This is a genomic window from Tardiphaga sp. 841_E9_N1_2, assembly GCF_051811065.1.
GTDB classification, from domain to species: domain Bacteria; phylum Pseudomonadota; class Alphaproteobacteria; order Rhizobiales; family Xanthobacteraceae; genus Tardiphaga; species Tardiphaga robiniae.
In genome coordinates this window covers 1476386-1499291 of record NZ_JBPWQC010000001.1, presented here as the reverse complement: position 1 = coordinate 1499291, position 22906 = coordinate 1476386, and the positions used below count along the sequence as shown (strand labels likewise).

Here is a 22906-nt window from a genome sequence, read left to right as displayed (position 1 = left end):
GGGACCGATGCGTCGGGGGGATTTCAACGGGCTGCCTCGGATTTGACGGAGACCCGCTTCAATCACATCAGGGGCAGGGCAACAATGCCCCGCATGCTGCAATTAGCCTGCGTTGAGGCGCACGCCGGCACGGAGAAATTTCTGCGGGTCGACGGCCTCGCCGTCAATCCGGGTTTCATAGTGCAGATGCGGACCGGTGGAGCGGCCGGTCGAGCCCACTTGGCCGATCACCTGGCCGATCTTGATGATATCGCCGACCTTGACGTTGATCACGGACATATGGCCGTAGCGGGTCGACAATCCGTTGCCATGGTCGATCTCGACCATGCGGCCGTAACCGCCGGCATAGGCCGCGGAAACGACGCGGCCGTTGGCCGTGGCGCGGATCGGGTCGCCCGTGGCGCCGCGGAAATCGAGGCCCGTATGCATTGCGGGGCGGCCGAGGAACGGATCGCTACGGACGCCGAAGCCTGAGGTGAATTCGACCTCGCCGACGACCGGCTTGCGATAGGGCACCAGCGCCATCGTCCGGTTGAGCTTGTCCATCTGCGCGCGGGTCACGTGGATACGGTAGAGCTGGCGTTCGAACGGATCCGCGCTTGAAGATAGCTTGACCGGCACAAACGGGCCGCCCATGGGCGCGCGCGGTGTGGCGGATTCGAGTTTCGCCATATTGAGCCCGAGGTCCGAAATCGCGCCACGCATGCGGCGAACCTTGGAGTCCATGGATTCTTCAGCCGCGGCGAGTGTCGCAATCTGGCGGCTCTCGACCTGATCGAGCGAGGCCTGCAGGCGACCAATCACATTGTCGACGCCGCCGAGTTTGGCGAACTGGTTGGGTTGCTGGGCGGTGAGCGCAGGCGTGCGGGACTCAAGCCGCGCTTCGCGATCCGGCGGCGCCACGAAGGTCACCGTGTCGCTGATCGGCGACGGCTTGGGGATCGATGTCGTAGGCTCGATCGCGGCGCCACGGGCCGGCGGCTTGCCGATCGAGCCTGTAACAGACAGATCGGGCATGGTGCCGAGCGCCGTGGCGCGCGATTCCAGCGTGGTCTGCCGGCGCATGACCTGATCGAGCTTCTGGTCGAACTGCTCCTGGTCCAGCATCTGGCGGCTGGTGGTACGGTCGATCTTGGCGCGGAGTTCGGCGATGCGATCTTCGTAGGCATATTGCATGTCCGCCTGGCGCGCGATGAGCTTGGTCAGCACGTCGTCGCGAAAGGCAAAGTAAGTGGCTGTGGCCGCAGACCATGCTCCCAGCACGGTCACCGTGCCGACGACGATCCAGAACACCACAGGCCCGATGCGGACCTGCTTGCCGCCATGAGCAATCGTATAGTCGCTTTGATTGGCTTTCGGGGGCGGCGCCTTGACCGGCCCGACGCGGCGCGCCTGTGGCCGTCCATGGTCATGTGCGTGGTGCTGAGGGTACTCGGCATATTGGGTAGGGCGGTTCGACATCAGCACTCCTGATGCCAGCCGGAGACTCGTCGGCTGGCTCAACGGAGGCGATTTGAGCCCTTCATGGTTAATTTTGAGCAAATGACATTGATCAAATCCGACGTGCCTCTTCGAGCACCGCGTCTGCGTGTCCGTCCACTTTGACGCTGTGCCAGATCTTCGCAACGTTGCCTTTTGCATCGATCAAAACCGTGGTGCGAAGAACGCCTTCGAAGGTCTTGCCGTACATGGATTTCTCGCCCCAGGCGCCATAGGCTTTCAGCATCGATTGTGTCGCATCCGACAGCAGCGGAACTCCCAGCGCGAACTTGTCGCGGAACGACTCCTGAGCCTTTAGCGGGTCGGCCGAGACGCCAAGCACGGCGGCGTTGGCTGCCTGAAAGTCGGCGGACAGGCGGGTGAAGTCGATGGCTTCCTTGGTGCAGCCCGGAGTGCTGGCGCGGGGGTAGAAGAAGATCACCAGCTTCTGGCCAGCATAGTCCGACAGCGAGACCGTGGCGCCGCCGTCACGGGGCAACTGGAAGGCCGGAGCCTTGGCCCCCTCGGCTGCGATACTAGGCGCCGGTGCGATTTTCTCGCGAGTTGCTTTCGGTGCCGCCACGGAGGGCGGCGCAGGCTTCGCAACTGCTTTGGGCGACGCCTTCGCGGCGATCGTCTTAGTCGCTGGAGCCTTTTTGGCGACAGGAGCCTTCGCGACTTTGGCGGCTGGCTTGGCTAGCGCCTTGGACACGGCTTTCGCCACAGGCTTGGCTTGCTTGGCGGCAGCCTTTTTGGCTGGGGACTTTGTCGCAGCCTTGGCAGGCTTCTTCGCCTTCGAGGGAGAAGCAGTCTTGGCCGTTTTCTTGGCGGCGGCCTTGGCGGGTTTCTTGCTGGCTTTCTTGGCCATGGATGTTCCTTTCTTCGCGTTCAGCGGTTCAATTGCGCGGCGCGCCGGACGAGGCGCTTGGCCGCAGTTTCCAGCGTCAATTCGGCTTTCGCGCCCGATGCGTTTTCTGCCACTGTACAGATGGCTCGTTTCGAGGGATTCTTGCGCGATTTCTTGGACATACGCCTTCCTTTCGTCGCTTTCAGCGGCTCAGTGTGATGACATTGCAAAGCACCGGCGATCGGGTGGCGGCACGTTGCGGTGCAAATGCGCTGGCCCAAATATGCTGGTCTCGGAGTATGGTTACAAAGGATTCGACGCAACACACGTTCCGTGCGCCATAGGGGCGCCGCAACGACCGCACGACGAGTTATAATTCAAACCGAGGATTGGCAGCGATGCCGGCAGAAAAGCGCTCGTCGGTTGTCGATGCGCGAAGGGCCGGTGACGATCATTCTCATAGTCAGCGCCAGCACCGAGAGGCAATGGCCAGAAATAAGCCGCCACAAGCGTATCGATCGCGCGCCGATGACGAGTCCTTGCAATGGGATGATGCCGATTGGGATCATCAGCATGACGAGGCCGGGCATCACCGTGCACGCCGCTTGCTGTCCAAGAAAGATAGTGGCTGGCACCGTTTCGGCGATCGACTCGTTGCGGTTCGCGATTGGCTGTTCGGCGGTCGATGGGTCAAGCGGATCGCGGCTGTTCTCGGCATCCTTCTGATTATTTTTGGTGTTTGCTTTGGCGCCTTGTGGGTCCGGCTGGGCGCAGGCCCGATCAATTTCGACATGGCCACACCGTGGCTGGTCGAGGCGATCCAGGACAATATCGGGCAGGGTAATACGGTCGAAGTTGGCGGCACGCAGATCGAACGCGCCGGGCGGGTCCGGATGGCTGTGCGTATCCGCGACATCGTCGTCCGCGATCGTGATCACGCCGTCGTGGCCAGTGCTCCGAAGGCCGAAGTCCGTCTCTCTGCTGCTGCCATGATGATGGGCCGCTTGCGCGCCGAAAGCCTCAACCTGGTCGATGTCGTGCTGGCTGTGCGCATTACGCCGGATGGGCAGGTGACGGTGTCGACCGGCGAGAATGCTCGCCCGATTGCGACGGGTGTCGCATCGCCGCGTACACCAGGGTCGTGGCTCGGTCCGGGCCGACAATCGGAACTCACTTTCCCGCGGCAGCCGCAGCCGCCGGTGGTCCAGATTCCGCAGCCCCCTGCTGACAAGCGCGAGGCATCCACCGGCTTGCTTGCGGGTCTCGATTGGCTCGATAGCCTGACCCTGTCGGGCCTCGACGGACAGAACCTCAACGAGATCGGTCTGAAGAACGGCAAGCTGGTGGTTGATGACCAGCAGCGCGGCAATACGTGGGACTTCAACAATATCAGCCTGACCCTGCGCCGACCGAGCGGCGGCGGCGTCATGATGACAGTGGGCGAAGGCGGCAAGGCCCCATGGACACTCGGCGTCACGGTCGGCGCGCCAGCCAATGGCGTGCGTGCGGTCAGTCTGCGGGCCGACAAGGTCTCGACCCGGAATATCCTGCTCGCGCTGCGCATGAAGGATCTGACTTACAGCGCCGATCTGCCGCTGACCGGTGAGTTGAGGGGCGAAATCGGGCGCGACGGCCTCCCGACCTATTTCCGCGGCAAGCTCACAGCAGGCGCCGGCAACATCGTCGATAACGACACGCCGGATTATCCGATGCCGATCGATCAGGCGGAGCTGAGCGTCGAGTGGGATGCCGGCCGCCGTGTGCTGCTGGCGCCGTTCAAGTTCGTGTCCGGTGAGAACCGCGTCACTTCGCTTGCCCATGTCGAGCCCCCCAATGGCGCGACCGACTCGTGGCAGGCAGGGATCAGCGGCGGAACCATCGTATTGGGCGGAGGTCCGGGTGAAGCGCCGCTGATCTTCAACAGCATCGACATTGGCTTACGTTTCGATTCCGACAACCGCCGGGTTTTGCTGACGCGGGCGAATATCAGCAACGGCGAGATCGGCGTCGCCGGCACAGGCAGCATTGACTACGCGGGCGAGCCGCGCATGACCCTCGGCTTTGCGGGAACGCCGATGTCGGCCTCGGCGCTCAAGCGCATGTGGCCGATCCTGATCGTGCCTGAAGTACGCGAATGGGTTACCGAACGCATCGAGGGCGGGCAGCTTCAGAGCATCGAGATCGGGGTCAATTCGCCAACCAAGAACCTTACACGGCGCGGGCCGCCAATCCCCGATGAGGGGCTGTCGGTGAAAATCCTCGCCAATGGCGTGGCGCTGCATCCGGTAGATGGCATGCCGGTGATCCGCGACGGCGATTTGCGCGCGCGCGTCACGGGACGGACCGCGACCGTGACAATCGGTCAGGCAAACTCCGAGACCGCGGGCGGACGCAAGCTCAATCTCAGCGATATCGTGTTCGAAGTTCCGGATATGGCGCCGAAGCCATCGCCAGCTCGCGTGCGTTTCAAACTGGAGGGACCGGTGGCGGCGGTGGCCGATGTCCTCAACTCCAACCGTCTGAGCGAAGTCACCGGCAACATGCTCGACCCGGCGACCACCAAGGGCAATGTGACCGCTCAGGTCGCCATGGGCATGCCTATCCAGCACGAACTGACCAAGGCCGATACGACCTACAACATCACCGCGGATCTGACGGCATTTTCCGCCGACAAGCTGGTGATGAACCAGAAGCTCGAAGCCAATTCGCTGAAGGTCACAGCGAACAATCAGGGCTATCAGGTCAAGGGTGACGTCAAGATCAACGGGCAGGCGGCATCGCTCGACTATCGCAAGCCGACCGATGGCGATGCCGATGTGCGTCTCAACGCGACGCTCGACGATGCAAGCCGCGCGCGGCTCGGTGTGGACCTCGGACCGGCGGTGGTCGGCAATCTCCCGATCAAGGTTGTCGGCAAGATTGGCTCCGGGGACCGTGACAGCAAGCTCGGGGTCGACGCCGATCTGACGCCGTTGAAGCTCGACAATATCCTGCCGGGCTGGATGAAGCTGCCCGGCAAGAGCGCTCGCGCTGTCTTCAACGTCGTGAAGAAGGGCGACACAACCCGTCTGGAAGATATCGTCGTCGATGGCGGTGGGGCTTCGATCAAGGGCTCCGTCGAAGTCGATCAGAACGGTGACCTCGTCGGTGTGAACTTCCCAACCTATTCGCCGTCTGAGGGCGACAAGACGTCGTTGAAGGCAGACCGTGGTCCGGATGGCGTATTGAAAGTCACGATGCGTGGCGACGTGTTCGACGGCCGCGGCTTCCTGAAATCGGCGATTTCAGGCAAGGATGGGGATCCCAAGAGCAAAACCAAATCGGTCGACTTCGATATTGACGTGAAGCTCGGCGCTGTTGCTGGTTACTACGGCGAGGCGGTTCGTAGCGTCGATGCCAAGATTTCGCGGCGCAACGGCACGATCCAGAAATTCTCCCTGAGCGGAAAGCTCGGACGCGACACACCGCTGACGGGCGACATGCGCGGGCGCTCCCAGGGGGCCGGCCGTGACGTCATCTATATCGAGACCAACGATGCCGGCGCCTTCCTGCGCGCGACCGACACCTATTCCAAGATGTCGGGAGGCCAGCTCGCACTGGCAATGGATCCGCCGTCGTCGGATACCCGCGCCAAGGAAGGGCTGATCAATATCCGCGACTTCAACGTCAAGGGTGAGGCGCAACTGGCCAGTGTTGCCGGAGGCGGGCAGAACGCGGCGCAGAGCAGCGTCGCGTTCTCGCGGTTGCGTGCCGAGTTCACGCGGCAAAACGGCCAGCTCACCATTCGGGACGGCGTTGTCAAAGGCCCGACCGTCGGTGCGACCATCGAGGGCAGCATCGATTACCCGCTCAACCAGGTTCGGATGAGCGGCACCTTTGTGCCGATGTATGGGCTGAACAACATGTTCGGCCAGATTCCGATTGTCGGACTGTTTCTCGGCGGCGGCAGTAATGAAGGCCTGATCGGCGTCACTTACGAAGTCGTCGGTACGCCCGGTGCGCCGGTGCTGCGCGTCAATCCGATCTCGGCCATGGCACCGGGCGTGTTCCGCAAGATCTTCGAATTCGGCACCGGCAAGCAGAACAATTCGGTCGAATTCCCGAACCAGAACAACAACAGCAACTAACGACGTCTGTGGCTCAAGCGCAGCGCTCGCCGCATTGTGCGGGGCTTAACTTGACGCGAGTTCGGATGCGAATCTCTGTATCAGCTTCTGAATGATGGCTGCCGTTTCGGGACGCCGTGTCAGGCAGCGCGACGTCGGACCGGCAACCACGAGCGACAACCGGCGATGTTGCACCGGCAAGGGCACGGCGACGCCCGCGAGGTCGGCGATATATTCCGATGAACTTTGCTGATAGCCGCGCTCGGCCGCCTCTCTGAGTTCGTCCTCGATCGCCTCTGCCGTTGTCGGTGTCGTGTGGGAGAAGGCTTCGAACTTGATCTTGCGATAGATCGCCTTGCGTTCCTCGGGCGAATGCTGCTCGAGAATGGCGCGGCCCACCGAACTCGCATGGACCGGAACGCGGTCGCCTATCTGCGCGAAGTAGCGCACCGAATGCGTGGACTCGACGACATCCAGGAAGATTGCTGACGTGCCGGCGAGGGCGGCGACGCCGGTCGTTTCGCCGGTCTGGTCGGCGATTTCGGTCACCAGCGCATGGGCCGCGTCCGGGAGCGGCTCGGCATCTGCGACAGCGCGGGCAAGCATTAGCCAGCGGGGGCTGGGATAGTAGCCGTTGCGCGCACGGGGCTCATAGAGCCAGCCCTTGTCGGCGATGGTGCCGACGAGATTGAACGTGCTGGAGCGCGGCCAGCCGAGGTCGTCCGAAATTTCGGCGAGCGTTGCGGGGCGTTTGCGCCGGGCGAAATACTCCATCAATTCAAGGACGTTGGCAGCTTGTCTGACCAGCATTGGAAATCTCATTCTTCCTTGTTGGCACGTCACGCGTCGCGACACGCTTGCGATTCTGCGCGTTCTGGTTGGCCCCTGTATCGCTGAAACGTCCTTGAAGCGATCCAGATCGGCGGCGGTGGTCTTGACTTACAATTCACGTATAGGTCTTATAAATTCATAAACAAGAATTATTCACGTGATTGCCGGGCTGGCGCCTTGCCAGGGGGATCACGGAATTTGTCAGGGGAGGAATAGATGACCATTCGCAATACTGTTGCCGTGTCAGCCGTGGCGCTGTCGCTCGGATTGCTGTCCGCGCCGATGGCGTCGGCACAGACGCCGGTGAAGCTTGGCGTTCTCGCCGATATGTCCGGCATCTTCTCGGATATCGGCGGCATGGGCTCGTTCGATGCCACCAAGATGGCTGTCGAGGACTTCAACAAGCTCCCGGGCGCGGACAAGTTCAAAGTCGAAGTGATCCAGGGCGATCCGCAGAACAAGCCGGACATCGCGCGTAACATTGCTCGCAAGTGGTACGAGACCGAAGGGGTCGATGTTCTCGTGGACATTCCGACCAGCGCTACGTCGCTGGCCGTCGCGCCGCTGACGGCCGAGCTCAACAAGGTCGCACTGTTCACGGCGTCGGGTACCTCGGACCTGACCGGCAAGGCTTGCACCCCGAACTCGGTGCATTGGACCTATGACACCTGGGCACTGGCGCACGGCACGGCCGACGCCATGACCAAGGCCGGCGGCAAAAGCTGGTTCTTCCTCACCGTCGACTTCGCACTCGGCGCGTCGCTGGAGCGCGATGCCACCGCGGTGATCAATGCCAATGGCGGCAAGGTGCTCGGCAGCATCAAGCATCCGACAGACTCGAACGATTTCGCGTCCTATCTGCTGCAGGCGCAGGCATCGAAGGCCGACATCATCGCGCTCGCAAATGCCGGCGGCGACACCATCAAGGCGATCAAGCAGGCGTCTGAATTCGGCATCGTGCAGGGCGGCCAGAAGCTTGCCGGCATGCTGATGTTCATTTCGGATATCCACTCTCTCGGTCTCAACACGGCGCAGGGCCTGCAGCTCACTGAGGGTTTCTACTGGGATCTGAACGAGCAGACCCGCACCTTTGGCGAGCGGTTCGCCAAGCGCAACAACGGCCGTTATCCCAGTATGAACCAGGCCGGCGCTTATTCGGCGTCGCTCACCTATCTGAAGGCGGTCGCCAAGGTTGGCTCGCCGAAGGATGGCGCGGCGGTCGTGAAGGCGATCCGCGAGATGGGTACGTTCGACGATCCGTTGTTCGGCAAGACCACGCTGCGTGAAGACGGCCGCGTGCTGCACGACATGTATCTGCTCCAGGTCAAGAAGCCCGCTGAGTCGAAGAAGCCGTACGATTATTACAATGTTTTGGCGACGATCCCGGCCGACACGGCCTTCCGTCCGATCAAGGACGGCGGTTGCCCGCTGATCAAGTAACGGCTGCAGCAACGAACGATGAGAACGCGCAGATGTCGGTGACCCCGCGCTGCGCGTTTTTCTTTTTCTGAACCGCGATATCAAAACCATCACAAGGACAACAGAATGCGTCTCGCCAACAAACTCGCCGCCGTCACCGCTGCTGCATCGGGCATGGGACGCGCCGGCGTCGAACTGTTCCTCAAGGAAGGCGCCAAGGTCGCCGCCATTGACGTCAATGCGGACGCGCTCGCGCAGCTCAAATCCGACATGAAGAAGCTGGGTTATGAGCTCACCACCATCCAGGCCGATCTGTCGAAAACCGAACAGATGAAGAGTTCAATCAACGAGGCGGCTGCCGCACTTGGCGGTATCGATATCCTCTGGGCTCATGCCGGCACGCCGGGTCCGGCCGGCGTCGAGAATCTCGACCTCACGGCCTATGAATTTGCGATGGCGCTCAACGTCACCTCGGCGACGCTGGCGGCCGGCGAAGTGATCAAGCACATGCGCAAGCGCGGCGGCGGCTCGGTGATCTTCACCTCGTCGGTGTCGGGCATTGTCGGCTCCATGATGAGCCCGATCTATTCGGCTGCTAAGTTCGCTGTGGTCGGCCTCACCAAGTCGCTGGCACAGGCATTCGCTCCCGATCAGGTCCGCGTCAACGTGATCTGCCCGGGTCTTGCGGATACGCCGATGAAGCTCGGTTTCACCGGCCGCTCGGGCGTCGCAGCGGAAGCTGCGGCCAACGAGGCCAAGCTTTTGGCGGCGGTGCCCATGGGCCGTCTCTGCAAGGCCGAGGATGTAGCGCATGCCGCGCTGTGGCTCGGTTCGGACGATGCCTCCTTTATCACGGGCGTTGCGCTGCCGGTGGACGGCGGCTTCACCGCGCGTTGATCGGCAGTTACTCCTAAAATAGCGAAGGGCGCAGTCATTGCTGACCGCGCCCTTCGTGCTTGAGGGATATCTGCGTCAGGCGGCGCGAACGCCGGCGAGGAAGGTTTTGACTTCGCCGGACAGTTGCTCGGCCTGTTTCGACAGGCCGGTTGCCGCACTCAGCACCATGCCCGCAGCGTTGCCGGTCTCGTGCGCTGCCGAGCTGACACCGCCGATATTGGTGGTGACGTTCTGGGTCGCCTGCGCTGTCTGCGTCACGTTGCGAGCAATTTCGGCAGTCGCCGCGCCTTGCTCCTCAATGGCCGAGCCGATCGTCGTGGCGATGGCGCTGACTTCCTCGATGGTGGCCGTGATGCCCTGGATGGCATCGACGGCTTCCTTGGTCGCGCTCTGGATTTGCGCGATGCGCGTGCTGATCTCCTTGGTGGCATCGGCGGTCTGCCCGGCGAGGCTCTTCACTTCGGTGGCGACCACCGCGAAGCCGCGGCCGGCATCGCCAGCGCGCGCAGCTTCGATGGTGGCGTTCAGAGCGAGGAGGTTGGTCTGGGCAGCGATGGTTTGGATCAGCTCGACGACATGTTCGATCTGCTGTGCGCCATCCGCCAGCGCCCGCACGATGGTATCGGTGCGGCGTGCACTATCCACCGCGTGCGACGTGATCTTGGCGGACTGGGCCATCTGACGTGCGATCTCGGTGATCGACGAGGATAGCTCCTCGGCGGCAGATGCGACCGTCTGCACGCGCGTGCTGGCTTCGGTCGCAGCCGAGCTGACCATCGTGGCCTGCTGGTTGGTCCGATCGGCCGTGCCCGTCATGGATTGCGCGGTGGCTTCGAGCTCGGTCGAACCCGACGCCATCAGTCCGACCAGCTGGCCGACGGATGCGTCGAAGCGATTGGCGAGAGCGATGAGCGCATCGCGCTTTTCGGCTTCGCTGAGGCTTTTCATTTTTGTCTGCTCGGCCTCGAGGGAGCGCGCCGTCAGCGATGTCTGGCGCAGCATCTCCAGCGTTTCCGCCATGCGGCCGATTTCGTCGCCGCGATCAGTCTCCTCAACCTTGGCGTCGAGCGCGCCATTGGCGATGTCATGCATGCGTGACTGCAACCGGCGCAGTGCGCCCAGAATGTCGCTGGAAATCAGCCAGGACAGCAGCGCCATAAGTGCGAGCACGCCGGCACCAATAGAGCCGAGCCGCATCAGCAGGGCGTTCATGTCGGCATCGAGGTCGTCCACATAGACGCCAATGCTGATGACGACGTTCCACGGCGCGAATTTACGGGCGAACACGACTTTCGGTCGGGGCTCATCCTGTCCAGGACGTGGATACAGATAGGTCGCGGTCGCACCTTCAGGCTTGCTGTTGGCGGCGGCGATGACGGCGGAGGCGATCAGGACGCCATTGGAATCCTTGCCGTTGGTGATGGTGCCTTCGAGCTTCGGCAGCGTGCCGTGGACCATCACGGTGGAGTCGGCGCGATAGGCGAGCACGTAGCCCTGTCCCTTGTCGAACAACATGCGCCGGCTGCGCAGGCGAAGCTGATCTTCGGCTTCGGGCAACTTCATCTTGCCTGCTTCAACTTCGTCCTGGAGCGATTGCGCGAGGCCAGTGACAAGATCGACGGCGGTGCGGAGCTGCAAAATCCGATCCTCCATCATCCGCTTCTGACTAAGCGAAGCGGCGACCGCGATGACGGCGCAGACCGCAATGGCAGAGACCGCGACCATGCTGACGAGCTTGGTGCGGATCGTGAAGTTACTGAGCAGACTCATCTGGACCTCGGCGTGAGAGTGGCCAGACAATGATACCGTCAATCTGCTTACCAATGGTAAATCACGGGTTGCAATGCATCCCTTTCAGCATGTGCCGCTTCGTCAGGTCCTGAAATGAAAAAGGCGCAGTCATTGCTGACTGCGCCTTTCATTCAATGGGGTTTAGTTCGTCATGCTTAGGCAGCCCGCACGCCGGCGAGGAACGTCGTGACTTCGCCGGACAATTGCTCGGCTTGTTTCGATAGGCCGGAAGCGGCGTTGAGCACCATGCCTGCAGCGTCGCCGGTCTCATGCGCGGCAGCGCTGACGCCGCCAATATTGGTAGTGACGTCCTGCGTCGCCTGCGCGGTCTGGGTGACATTGCGGGCGATCTCCGCGGTCGCTGCACCTTGTTCCTCAATGGCCGAGCCGATCGTGGTGGCGATGGCGCTGACCTCTTCGATCGTCGCAGTGATGCCCTGGATCGCGTCGACCGCTTCCTTGGTCGCACTCTGAATCTGCGCGATGCGGGTGCTGATCTCCTTGGTGGCGTCGGCGGTTTGGCCGGCAAGGCTCTTTACTTCGGTCGCGACGACGGCGAAGCCGCGGCCTGCATCGCCTGCACGGGCTGCTTCGATCGTTGCGTTCAGCGCCAGCAGGTTGGTCTGGCCGGCGATGGTGGAGATCAGTTCGACGACATGCTCGATCTGCTGCGCACCGTCGGCGAGGGCACGCACGATGGTGTCGGTGCGGCGGGCGCTGTCGACGGCGTGGGTGGTGATCTTGGCCGACTGCGCCATCTGACGCGCGATCTCGGCGATTGACGATGACAGTTCCTCGGCGGCGGCGGCGACCGTCTGCACGCGGGTGCTAGCTTGCAAGGCGGCAGTGTTGACGATGCCGGCCTGGTCATTGGTGCGGGCGGCGGTGCCGCTCATCGACTGCGCGGTGGCTTCGAGTTCGGTGGAACCGGACGCCATGAGGCCGACCAACTGACCGACGGAGGAGTCGAAACGATCGGCGAGGGCAATCAGCGCGTCGCGCTTCTCGGCTTCACTCATCTGTTTCAACTTGGCCTGCTCGGCTTCGAGGGAGCGGGCGGTCAGCGAGGTCTGGCGCAGCATTTCCAGCGTTTCGGCCATGCGGCCGATTTCGTCGCCGCGATCGGTTTCGCCGACATTCTCATCGAGTGCGCCATTGGCAATGGCATGCATACGTGCCTGCAGCCGGCGGAGTGCGCTCAAGATGTCGCTGGCCATCAGAAAGGACAGCAGTGCCATTACAGCGAGGACGCCGGCGCCGAGCGAGCCGAGGCGGACGAGGAGAGCATTCACGTCGGCGTCGAGGTCATCGATATAGAGGCCGGTGCTGAAGGTGATATCCCATGGGGCATAGTAACGAGCAAAGACCATTTTGGCGGTCGGCTCGGTCTGGCCGGGACGCGGATAGAGATAGTAAGTGCTGCCGCCATTGGCGGTCTGGCGTGCGGCGTCGATGATTGCTCTGGAAATCAGGATGCCATTGGAATCCTTGGCGCCCGTGTTCTTGTCTTCCAGCTTCGGGTTGCCGGCATTCACCAGGAGAACGCCATCAGGTTTGTAGGCGACGAGATAGCCTTGCTTGTTGCCGAAGGTCATGTTGCGAGCCAGTTGGCGATAGCGCATCTGGGCGTCAGCCAAGATGATCTTTCCGGCCGCAATTTCTTCCTGCATGCTGTCGGCCATGCCGACCATCAGGTCGACCGCGGTATGGAGCTGTTCCATCCGATCCTGCTGCATGCGCTTCTGGCTGAGCGAAGCGGCCACCGCGATGATGGCGCAAATAGACGCAGCAGAAACCAGCACCATGCTGGTGAGCTTGGTGCGAATGGTGAAACGGCTAAGCAAACTCATGTCGACCTCTGATCGGAGCACTACTGGCAAAGAGATACCAGCGAGTCGCTTACCAATCGTGAAGGCTGACAAACTCAATGAGTTCGCTGTGCGAACGCATGTGTAGCGATTTAGCGGCGCAAGGCAGGGACGACGAGAAACGGGATCATGCCGATCACGACGCTGATCAAGGCAAAGGCGAGCAGCGCGTTATAGCTCTGGGTCCAGTCATGCAGCAGGCCGCCGGTCCATGAGCCAAGTGCCGCTCCGAGCCCGCTGCCGAAGGTGATCGTCCCATAAATGGTGCCCATCCGTTTGCCGCGAAAGATCTTCATGGCGGTCGCTGACAGCAGCGGGCCGCGCGATCCGATCATGCTGCCGAAGCAGACGACGAAGCCGGTGAGCAGCGCGTAGTTCGGATACCATTGCAGCAGCCACAGCATCACGATGCCGAGGATCGACATTGAATAACTGAACAGGATCGACGGCCGTCGACCGATCACGCCGTCGAGCCAGCTGACGCCGATCATGCCGAACAGCAGCGCTATGCCGCTGAAACCCCAAGCCGTCGCTGCTTGCAGAGGCGGGAAGCCGACATCGACGAGATAGGCGACCACTTGCGGCGTGATTGCAAACATGCCGATGGCAGTGAAGAAGAATGTGCCGAATAGCGCCCAGAATGCGTGATGGCGCATGGCGCCGACCAGTGTCCATCCTTCGTCGATGATGTCGTCGTGCTTCTCCGATTTATCGAGATGCGGCGACCCCGCGCTGATCTTACGCCAAGGTAGCAATATGGTGGGTACCAGCAGGGCCAGCGCGATCATGCCGAAGGTGCGGTAGGCGCCACGCCACTCGATGTGATCGATCAGAAGCTGGGCAAGCGGCAGCATCACCAGGACGCCTGCGCCGGTGGCGGAATAGAAAACCGACATTGCCAGCGGCAGTCGCTTGCCGAACCAGCGTCCCAGCAGCAGCGCATTCGGGACGTTGCCGATGCAGGCGACGGCAAAGCCGAAACAGGCACCGAGGGCGAGCTGAAACTGCCACAGGTGCTGGGCATAGGCGGCGGCCAGCAACGAAAGTCCAAGGACCGAAAGGCCGACGACGAATACCGTGCGCGGCCCCGAGCGATCGAACAGCCGGCCGATCAATGGAGATGACAGGCCGACGCACAGCGCCGTCAACGAATAGATCGAAACGACTTCGCTACGGTCCCAGCCGAATGATTGTGAAATAGGCAGCAGGAAGACCGAGAAACTCTCCTGCAGTCCCCGGCCGAACAGCGCAAAGGTGAAGCTGAGGCCGAGGACCGATAGTCCGATGCGTTGCGACGACTTCAAATCCATCTGGCTCTTCTTCACGGCGTTTGCGACAGCTGCGCCATGGAGCGCGTTTCGCAGTGCATGAACAAGTGCGCTGGATGAATGCGGCTATGCAGGCTTGAGCAGAATGTGGCGCTTCTTGCCCATCGAAAGTTTGATGACACCTTCGGTCAGCAATACCGGGGTCAGCATCATCCTCTCGTCGGTCACCGCGACATCGTTGACGCGCAGTCCGCCGCCCTTGATCTGGCGGCGCGCTTCGCCATTCGATGCGACGAAACCGGCATTGACGAAGGCCGCGAGGACACCGACGCCGGCTTCAAGTTCAGCTTGCGGAATATTGACGGTCGGCAAGCTGTCGGCGAGCGCGCCTTCCTCGAAGGTCTTGCGTGCCGTCTCCGCAGCGGCATTTGCTGCATCGCGACCGTGCACCACGGCCGTCGCTTCGGTGGCGAGAATCTTCTTCGCCTCGTTGATCTCCGAACCGCCCAAGGCCGCGAGCCTAGCGATCTCGTCGAGAGGCAGACGCGTGAAGACCTTGAGGAAACGACCGACATCAGCGTCTTCGGTGTTGCGGAAGTACTGCCAGAAATCATAGGGGCTGAAGAGATCGCCATTGAGCCAGACGGCGCCGGAGGCCGACTTGCCCATCTTCTCGCCAGACGACTTCGTCAGCAGCGGCGTGGTCAGTGCGTAGAGCTGCGGGCCGCCCATGCGGTGGCTGAGATCGACGCCGTTGATGATGTTGCCCCACTGATCGGAGCCACCCATCTGCAGCAGCGTGCCGTAGCGGCGATTGAGCTCGACGAAGTCGTAGCCCTGCATGATCATGTAGTTGAATTCAAGGAAGGACAGCGACTGGTCGCGATCAAGGCGCAGCTTCACGCTGTCGAAGGACAACATACGATTGACCGAGAAGTGGCGGCCGACGTCGCGCAGGAATTCGACATAGTTCAGCTTCAGCAGCCAGTCCGCATTGTTGACCATCAGTGCGTCGGTCGGGCCGTCGCCATAGGTCAGCATCTTGCCGAAGATCTTCTTGATGCCTTCGATGTTCTCCGCGATCTTTTCGACCGTCAGCAATTGTCGCTGGTCGTCCCGGAACGACGGGTCGCCGACCATGGAGGTGCCGCCACCCATCAGCGTGATCGGGCGATGGCCGGTCTGCTGAAACCAGTACAACATGGTCACCGAGATCAGATTGCCGATATGCAGACTGGTCGCCGTGGCGTCATAACCCACATAAGCCGTGACCGGTCCCTTGCAGCAGGCGGCGTCCAGCGCCTCGGCATCCGAGACCTGATGGATCAGGCCGCGGCTCTGCAGGACGTTGAGAAAATCGGACTTGTAGGTGGTCATCGGTTTACGGCTCGGTTGGATAATTTTACGCTGTCTCAATGGATTGGCGGCAAGGTGGGGGCGTGCTGGCTGCCCCAAAGTGCCTGTGGCATTATAAGATTGGACGCTTCGACACAAGTTTTGACCGGAAATGAGGGCTTTGCCGTGTGCCTGATATGCTGACCGCGATCGGATTAATGAGCGGAACCTCGCTGGACGGGGTCGATGTCGCCCTGATCGAGACTGATGGCGAACGGGTCGGGTCGTTTGGCCCGTCGGGGTATCGGCCATATAGCGAGGCTGAGCGTGCCGTGTTGCGCCAGGCGCTGGCTGAGGCCGTGCAACTGAGCCGACGCGATATCAGACCGGGCAGTCTGGCCGAGGCGGAGCGGGTGGTTACATCGGTCCACGCTGAGGCGATCGAGGCGTTTCTGACTGATCATGGCATCGCACGAGGCAGCATCGACATCATCGGCTTTCACGGCCAGACCGTGCTGCATCGTCCCGCCGATCGACTCACCGTGCAGATTGGCGATGGGGCGAGTCTTGCCGGGATGGTCGGCCTGCCGGTGATCCACGACCTGCGGGCGGCTGATGTGGCTGCGGGCGGGCAGGGAGCGCCGCTGGTGCCGGTCTATCACCGTGCGTTGGCGCAGGGACTGCATCGTGACGGGCCCATTGCCGTGGTCAATATCGGCGGCGTGTCCAATGTGACTTACATTGACGGCGACATCGCGTTGATTGCCTGCGACACCGGTCCGGGCAATGCGCTGCTCGATGATTTCGTGTTGCGTGCAACGGGGCAGCCGTTCGATGCGGATGGCGCACTGGCGGCGCAGGGCCGTGTCGATGATGCGTGGGTCGCAAAGGGGTTGCAGAATTCGTTCTTTGCGGCAGCGCCGCCGAAGTCGCTTGATCGCAATCACTTCGCTGCATTGCAATTGAGCGATACGACTCCGGCTGATGGTGCAGCGACGCTGACGGCGTTCACCGCTGCGACCATCGCCAGCATTGCGCCGCTGTTACCGAAGCCGCCGCGCAGCTGGATCATCACCGGCGGCGGCGCGCGCAATCCGACGATGCTGCGCATGCTGCGGGAGCGATTGCCGGCCGCTAGCGTCGAGAGTGCGAATGACCTGGGCTGGTCGGCCGATGCGATGGAAGCGCAGGCCTTCGCGTTCCTGGCGGCGCGCTCGCTTGCGGGCTTGCCGTTGAGCTATCCGGCAACGACTGGTGTGCCGGAGCCGATGACGGGCGGTGTGAGAGCGGACTACCTCGCGAGCTAGTGCGAAGTTCGCCGTGGTGAGGGCGATTCGACTCACTCAACGAATCAGGTTGATCGCGAATAACGGCGTCTATGCCTGTGGTAGTCGGCAAGCTGCCGCGGACACGAATGCGTGAGGGCATAACCAAATCTCGTGATGAATTTGGTACGGAAATGCCGCGGTTTGCCTAATATGTTGCCGAAAGCACACAGCCGGAAAATGATGCTGCGACAATCGACCGCGCGCATTGTTTCGCAACATGATCTTCCACAACTCTGCCTCATGAATGGCACGCCCGGGGCAATCGCGCGTGCCGATACGATCGGTCTGGAGGCAACATGACCACGATGAAGCAAATGATACTTGGTTCCGCTGCAGCGTTGCTGGCAGCGAGCACTGCTCAGGCGGCGGACCTTCCGGTGAAGGCCAAGGCTGTCGAATATGTGAAGATCTGCTCGATCTACGGTGCCGGCTTCTACTACATCCCGGGCACAGACACCTGCATCAAGATCGGCGGCGCGATCCGCCTCGATACGACTTTTAACGGTGGCCCGTACGACGCGCCGTTCTGGCAGGGCGGCGCCGGCGGCAACAATCTCTGGACCAAGGATAACTTCCTCACACGCGAACGTATCAACATCACGACCGATACGCGCACGGCCTCCGAATACGGCGTGGTGCGTACCTATGCGAACATGCAGCTCGACTTCACGCAGAACCGCGACAGCATCGCCGGCGGCTTCACGGAAGTGGATTTCGCATTCATCCAGTTCGCCGGATTCACCTTCGGTAAGGCTGTCTCGAACTTCGATCCGCAATGGGCGCTGACCAAGCCCTGGATCTCATCGGGCTTCCTTGCGGGTTCGAGCAATACGACCGGCATTCCCCAAATCGCTTACACCGCTGAATTCGGCAACGGCTTCTCGGGCACCATCGCGCTCGAGAATGCGTCGCCCTATCGCAATGCCGGCCTCTACAACACCGCGACCTTCATCGTCGCGCCGGGCGCGGGGTCGTTCACCGGTGCCTTCTACGGCACCAATTCGAACACGTTCTTCGGCAACGCCACGGGCGGCAACCATATTCCTGATGTCGTCGGCAACCTTCGGCTCGATCAGAAGTGGGGCTCGCTGCATTTCGCTGCGGCCATGCACACGTCGACGGCCGGCTTCTACGGGGCAAATGAATCCTTCGGGCATCCTGACGATGTCTACGGCTTTGCCGTCAGCGGCGCGGTGGAATTCAAGGTCCTGCCAACCGGTGCAAACGACAGCCTGAAGATCGAAGCGTCTTATGCCAAGGGCGCCGCGCGTTATGCCTTCACCGGCGGCTCGCTCGAAACGTCCGGCGGCGGTCGTTTTGCCAAATTCGATGGCAACACGGTTGGCTTCGGCTACGTGCTCGACGGTGTGTATTCGCCGGGAAGCTCGATCCAGCAGAGCGATGCCTGGGAAGTCAGTGCCTTCTATGAGCACTACTGGAACACGGCATGGCGCACCTCGGTGTTCGGCAACTACAGCCATATCTCCTATGGCGATGCCGGCAACGCGATGCTCGCCGCGGCATTCAGCCCGGCCGGTGGTCGCCTGGGAACGAGCAGTTCGTCCAACCCGGGCTCTACGGCTGGCAGCATTACTGGCACGACCAATAATTTTGATTTCGGAATTGCCCAGGTCGGTACACGTACTGCATGGACCCCCGTCAAGAACCTGACCCTGTCGGCTGAATTCACCTATAGCCGCCTCGATCAGAATCTCGACGGCACCTATACCGGCACGGCAACTGGCAAGCCCAATCAGGCCTACCAGATCAAGGATCAGAATCTTTACAACGGCTCGGTCCAGATCCTGCGCTCGTTCTGATCCCGATCAGGACCTAAAACTGAAACTGAAAAGCCCTCGGCCGATCCGGCCGAGGGCTTTTTGTTAGGTTGACATGAAGCGGCCGGCGTGAGGCCGATCGACGCCTCAGCGCACGTTGGCGAGGCGCATGTCGAGATAGCCGGTGACCGATTCCATCAGCGGCTCGAGCTTGTTATCGAAGAAGTGGTTGGCACCCGGAATGATGTGCTGATCGATCACGATGCCCTTTTGGGTCTTCAGCTTCTCGACCAGCGTGTTGACGTCCTTCGGCGGCACGACCGCGTCCTTCTCGCCGTGCACGATCAGACCCGAGGACGGGCAGGGTGCGAGGAACGAGAAATCATAGAGATTGGCCGGCGGTGCGATCGAGATGAAGCCTTCGACTTCGGGGCGACGCATCAGGAGTTGCATGCCGATCCAGGCGCCAAAAGAGAAGCCGGCGACCCAGCAGGCGCGTGCTTCGGGATTGATGGTCTGCGCCCAGTCGAGCGCTGCCGCTGCATCCGACAACTCGCCGGTGCCGTGGTCGAACGAGCCCTGGCTGCGGCCGACGCCGCGGAAGTTGAAGCGCAGCACCGAGAAGCCGCGATGCACGAAGGCGTAATAGCACTGGTAGACGATCTGGTGGTTCATCGTGCCCGCGAATTGCGGATGCGGATGCAGCACCATGGCGATCGGCGCGTTCTTCTGCTTGGCCGGATGATAGCGGCCTTCAATACGGCCTGCGGGACCGGTAAAAATAACTTCGGGCATAGTGATCCTTAGGTCCCGTTCTTGGCGTGATCAGCCGGTTTCGCGCAGGGCTCGGCGAGAATGGCTCGGAGGGGACCCTGCGAGGAAAGGGCGATCGGGCACCGTCAGGTTGATGGCGGGCGGCACCGGGTGAAGTTGAGGCCGCGTTCTACCATGAGCGCAGGGGCGAAAAGCAAGCATATTGAACGTGTCCGCGGCCGTGACATGCGTTGCCGCGGGCGCATTTGGTGAGCAATTGGGCTAAGAGAGACGGCGCGCGGCACCGGACGACGTCCGATGCCGCCAGCAAGGCTCCAAGTCCTTCAAGGTAAACCAGAATTGGCCAAAGACCGGGTCTATCTCGACTGGAATGCGACGACACCGCTACGCCCTGAGGCGCGGGCGGCGATGGTGGCCGCGTGGGATTTGGCTGGTAACCCGTCATCGGTTCATACCGAGGGCCGTCAGGCCCGCCGGATCGTTGAGGACGCCCGTGCGGCGGTCGCAGGTGCCTTGGGCGCAGATTCGCGAAACGTCATATTCACCTCAGGCGGAACCGAAGCCAATGTGCTGGCGCTGACGCCCGGGCTGGTGCGCAATCCAGGCGTGCCCGTGCGGCGGCTGATCGTCTCCGCGGTAGAGCACGCCTCGGTGCTGGCGGGAGGCCGCTTCGCCGCGGGAGACCTCCAGGTGCTGGGCGTGGACCGCGATGGCGTCGTGAAACCGGATGAGTTGAGGGCGCTCCTGGCGGGTGGGGAGCCGGCGCTGGTTTCCGTGATGTTGGCCAATAATGAAACCGGCGCCCTTCAACCGATTCCTGAGCTTGCAGCCATCGTGCATGACGCCGGCGGCTTGCTGCATGTCGACGCTGTGCAAGCGTTTGGAAAGATACCGATAGATATCAAATTATTGCAGGCTGACCTTCTATCAATTTCTGCGCATAAGATCGGTGGCCCAAAGGGCGTTGGCGCGCTGGTCATGGCCAATAGCGTCGCCGGGCTCAATGCGCTGCTCAGCGGCGGCGGGCAGGAACTGGGGCGTCGGGCGGGAACCGAGAATGTGCCGGGAATCGCCGGCTTCGGCGCCGCCGTGACGGCCGCCATGGCGTCGCTGGATGATATGAAGCGGGTTGACGAGCTGCGTCAGCGGCTTGAGGCGGGCTTGCGGCAATCCAGCAATGGACTTGTGTTCGCCCAAGATGTGCCGCGTCTGCCCAATACGATCCTGTTCGGCGCCCCCGGATTGCGCGCCGAGACCGCCGTAATTGGATTTGATCTCGAAGGTATCGCGGTATCGTCGGGATCGGCCTGTTCTTCTGGTAAGGTACAGCCGTCTCACGTGCTCGAAGCCATGGGTTTCGGGCCGGAGCTGACCCGGGGTGCTGTGCGTCTCAGTCTGGGCTGGTCGACCACCGAAGCGGACGTCGATCGGTGCCTGGAGGCTTGGCGAAAGCTCTCGGGTACACTACTTAAACATAGCGACGAAACACAGCTTGAACGGTTCTAAGAGGGGTGATTTCCCCGCGGGAACATCGTAAAGAACCCCGACAAGCTTTGAGTTTCACGTTTCTGGATTGATCCACCGCGGTCCTTGAAACCGCGAGCGGAGGATAAAATGGCTGCCGTACAAGAGACCGTCGATCGGGTTCGCCAGATCGACGTCGATCAATATCGTTATGGATTCGAGACCATCATCGAATCCGAGAAGGCCCCGAAGGGCCTTTCCGAAGACACCGTTCGTTACATCTCCGCCAAGAAGAACGAGCCGGCATGGATGCTGGAATGGCGTCTTGAGGCGTATCGCCGCTGGCTGACCATGGAAGAGCCGAAGTGGGCGCGGGTCGAGTATCCGAAGATCGACTTCCAGGATCTCTATTACTATTCAGCGCCGAAGCCGAAGAAGACCATTGGCTCGATCGACGAGATCGATCCTGAAATTCTCGAAACCTACAAGAAGCTCGGCATTCCCCTCCGCGAGATCGAGGCGCTGGAAGGCGTCGTGCGTCCGGAAGGTGAGCGCAGGATCGCCGTCGACGCCGTGTTCGATTCGGTGTCGGTCGCGACCACGTTCCAGAAGGAACTGAAGCAGGCCGGCGTGATCTTCATGCCGATCTCGGAAGCCATCCGCGAGCATCCCGATCTGGTGAAGCAGTATCTCGGCACGGTCGTGCCGACCTCGGATAACTTCTATGCCACGCTGAACTCCGCGGTGTTTTCCGACGGCTCGTTCGTCTATGTGCCGCCGGGTGTGCGTTGCCCGATGGAGCTGTCGACCTATTTCCGCATCAATGAGCGCAACACCGGCCAGTTCGAACGAACGCTGATCATTGCCGACAAGGGCGCCTATGTCAGCTATCTCGAAGGCTGCACGGCGCCGCAGCGCGACGAGAACCAGCTCCATGCGGCTGTCGTCGAGCTCGTCACCCATGACGATGCCGAGATCAAGTATTCGACGGTCCAGAACTGGTACCCCGGCAATTCCGAAGGCAAGGGCGGCATCTATAATTTCGTCACCAAGCGTGGTGACTGCCGCGGGGACCGCTCGAAGATTTCCTGGACCCAGGTCGAGACCGGCTCTGCCATCACCTGGAAATATCCGAGCTGCATCCTGCGCGGCGACAATTCGCGCGGCGAGTTCTATTCGATCGCGATTTCGAACGGCTATCAGCAGGTCGATAGCGGCACCAAGATGATCCATCTCGGAAAGAACACCACGAGCCGGATCATCTCGAAGGGTATCGCTGCCGGCAAGTCGCAGAACACCTATCGCGGCCTCGTCACCGCGCATCGCAAGGCGACGAATGCCCGTAACTTCACGGCCTGTGACTCGCTCCTGATCGGCGACCAGTGCGGTGCACATACCGTGCCGTATATCGAGGCGAAGAATTCCTCGACGCTGTTCGAGCACGAGGCGACCACCTCGAAGATCTCCGAAGACGTGCTGTTCTATTGCGTCCAGCGGGGCCTGTCGCAGGAAGAAGCCGTCGGCCTCGTGGTCAACGGTTTCGTGAAGGACGTGTTGCAGCAGCTGCCGATGGAATTCGCGGTGGAAGCGCAGAAGCTGATTTCGATCTCGCTTGAGGGATCGGTGGGCTAAGTCCCGCCATCGCGGATGCCCGCACAGCGGCGCTTCCAGGATGTCGGCAAGATTGAAAACCATCCTTAGAGGCTCGCCGCGAATGGCGA

Annotated in this window: 17 protein-coding genes; 7 read left to right on the top strand and 10 right to left on the bottom strand. The window is 61.6% G+C overall.

The features are described from left to right. Window positions 1–102: 102 nt before the first annotated feature. The 4 genes from AB8A50_RS07135 to AB8A50_RS07120 all read right to left on the bottom strand — a co-directional run bounded on the left by AB8A50_RS07135 (window position 103) and on the right by AB8A50_RS07120 (window position 3264). Window positions 103–1461 (bottom strand): M23 family metallopeptidase, encoded by a 1359-nt coding sequence (locus AB8A50_RS07135; RefSeq protein ID WP_439077234.1) that lies wholly within the window; start codon window positions 1459–1461, stop codon window positions 103–105. A gap of 91 nt (window positions 1462–1552) precedes the next feature. After that, complete coding sequence (locus AB8A50_RS07130; protein ID WP_439077233.1) at window positions 1553–2347, bottom strand: peroxiredoxin; 795 nt, start codon at window positions 2345–2347, stop codon at window positions 1553–1555. A gap of 20 nt (window positions 2348–2367) precedes the next feature. Then, the gene (locus AB8A50_RS07125) at window positions 2368–2508 is read right to left on the bottom strand and encodes a hypothetical protein (protein WP_439077232.1); all 141 of its coding nucleotides are present in this window, start codon (window positions 2506–2508) and stop codon (window positions 2368–2370) included. 195 nt (window positions 2509–2703) lie between these two features. After that, on the bottom strand, window positions 2704–3264 hold the full coding sequence (locus AB8A50_RS07120) for a hypothetical protein (RefSeq protein WP_320444259.1): 561 nt from the start codon (window positions 3262–3264) through the stop codon (window positions 2704–2706). Between AB8A50_RS07120 and AB8A50_RS07115 the strand changes: the two genes are divergently transcribed. Further along, window positions 3220–6453, top strand: coding sequence for a YhdP family protein (locus tag AB8A50_RS07115; RefSeq protein ID WP_439077231.1), 3234 nt, complete (start codon window positions 3220–3222; stop codon window positions 6451–6453). The two genes, AB8A50_RS07120 and AB8A50_RS07115, sit on opposite strands and share 45 nt — an antisense overlap. A 45-nt stretch (window positions 6454–6498) precedes the next feature. Here AB8A50_RS07115 and AB8A50_RS07110 read toward each other — a convergent pair whose 3' ends face one another. After that, the gene (locus tag AB8A50_RS07110) at window positions 6499–7242 is read right to left on the bottom strand and encodes an IclR family transcriptional regulator (RefSeq protein WP_175368901.1); all 744 of its coding nucleotides are present in this window, start codon (window positions 7240–7242) and stop codon (window positions 6499–6501) included. A gap of 237 nt (window positions 7243–7479) precedes the next feature. Here AB8A50_RS07110 and AB8A50_RS07105 point away from each other — a divergent pair, with 237 nt between their 5' ends. Together AB8A50_RS07105 and AB8A50_RS07100 are read left to right on the top strand one after the other, a co-directional pair. Beyond that, on the top strand, window positions 7480–8703 hold the full coding sequence (locus AB8A50_RS07105) for an ABC transporter substrate-binding protein (protein ID WP_439077230.1): 1224 nt from the start codon (window positions 7480–7482) through the stop codon (window positions 8701–8703). A 105-nt stretch (window positions 8704–8808) separates the two neighbouring features. After that, window positions 8809–9579, top strand: coding sequence for an SDR family NAD(P)-dependent oxidoreductase (locus AB8A50_RS07100; protein ID WP_231080589.1), 771 nt, complete (start codon window positions 8809–8811; stop codon window positions 9577–9579). A gap of 75 nt (window positions 9580–9654) precedes the next feature. Here AB8A50_RS07100 and AB8A50_RS07095 read toward each other — a convergent pair whose 3' ends face one another. The 4 genes from AB8A50_RS07095 to tyrS form a co-directional block, all read right to left on the bottom strand. Then, the gene (locus tag AB8A50_RS07095; protein WP_231080590.1) at window positions 9655–11349 is read right to left on the bottom strand and encodes a methyl-accepting chemotaxis protein; all 1695 of its coding nucleotides are present in this window, start codon (window positions 11347–11349) and stop codon (window positions 9655–9657) included. A 176-nt stretch (window positions 11350–11525) separates the two neighbouring features. Beyond that, the gene (locus AB8A50_RS07090) at window positions 11526–13220 is read right to left on the bottom strand and encodes a methyl-accepting chemotaxis protein (protein WP_309946071.1); all 1695 of its coding nucleotides are present in this window, start codon (window positions 13218–13220) and stop codon (window positions 11526–11528) included. A 110-nt stretch (window positions 13221–13330) separates the two neighbouring features. Beyond that, window positions 13331–14548: an MFS transporter gene (locus tag AB8A50_RS07085; RefSeq protein ID WP_439063963.1), complete on the bottom strand. Its 1218-nt coding sequence runs from the start codon at window positions 14546–14548 to the stop codon at window positions 13331–13333. An 84-nt stretch (window positions 14549–14632) separates the two neighbouring features. Continuing rightward, on the bottom strand, window positions 14633–15883 hold the full coding sequence (gene tyrS / locus AB8A50_RS07080; RefSeq protein ID WP_439077229.1) for a tyrosine--tRNA ligase: 1251 nt from the start codon (window positions 15881–15883) through the stop codon (window positions 14633–14635). 155 nt (window positions 15884–16038) lie between these two features. On the opposite strand from tyrS, the gene AB8A50_RS07075 reads away from it, so the two are divergent. Both AB8A50_RS07075 and AB8A50_RS07070 read left to right on the top strand, forming a co-directional pair. Continuing rightward, the gene (locus AB8A50_RS07075; RefSeq protein WP_439079928.1) at window positions 16039–17148 is read left to right on the top strand and encodes an anhydro-N-acetylmuramic acid kinase; all 1110 of its coding nucleotides are present in this window, start codon (window positions 16039–16041) and stop codon (window positions 17146–17148) included. Between the two features lie 317 nt (window positions 17149–17465). Beyond that, window positions 17466–18989: a porin gene (locus AB8A50_RS07070; protein ID WP_120289412.1), complete on the top strand. Its 1524-nt coding sequence runs from the start codon at window positions 17466–17468 to the stop codon at window positions 18987–18989. A gap of 105 nt (window positions 18990–19094) precedes the next feature. Here AB8A50_RS07070 and AB8A50_RS07065 read toward each other — a convergent pair whose 3' ends face one another. Then, window positions 19095–19742: an alpha/beta hydrolase gene (locus AB8A50_RS07065; RefSeq protein WP_068736626.1), complete on the bottom strand. Its 648-nt coding sequence runs from the start codon at window positions 19740–19742 to the stop codon at window positions 19095–19097. A 318-nt stretch (window positions 19743–20060) separates the two neighbouring features. Between AB8A50_RS07065 and AB8A50_RS07060 the strand changes: the two genes are divergently transcribed. Together AB8A50_RS07060 and sufB are read left to right on the top strand one after the other, a co-directional pair. Then, on the top strand, window positions 20061–21227 hold the full coding sequence (locus AB8A50_RS07060; RefSeq protein WP_439077228.1) for a cysteine desulfurase family protein: 1167 nt from the start codon (window positions 20061–20063) through the stop codon (window positions 21225–21227). A 108-nt stretch (window positions 21228–21335) separates the two neighbouring features. Next, the gene (gene sufB, locus AB8A50_RS07055) at window positions 21336–22817 is read left to right on the top strand and encodes a Fe-S cluster assembly protein SufB (protein ID WP_439063959.1); all 1482 of its coding nucleotides are present in this window, start codon (window positions 21336–21338) and stop codon (window positions 22815–22817) included. Window positions 22818–22906: the final 89 nt, after the last annotated feature.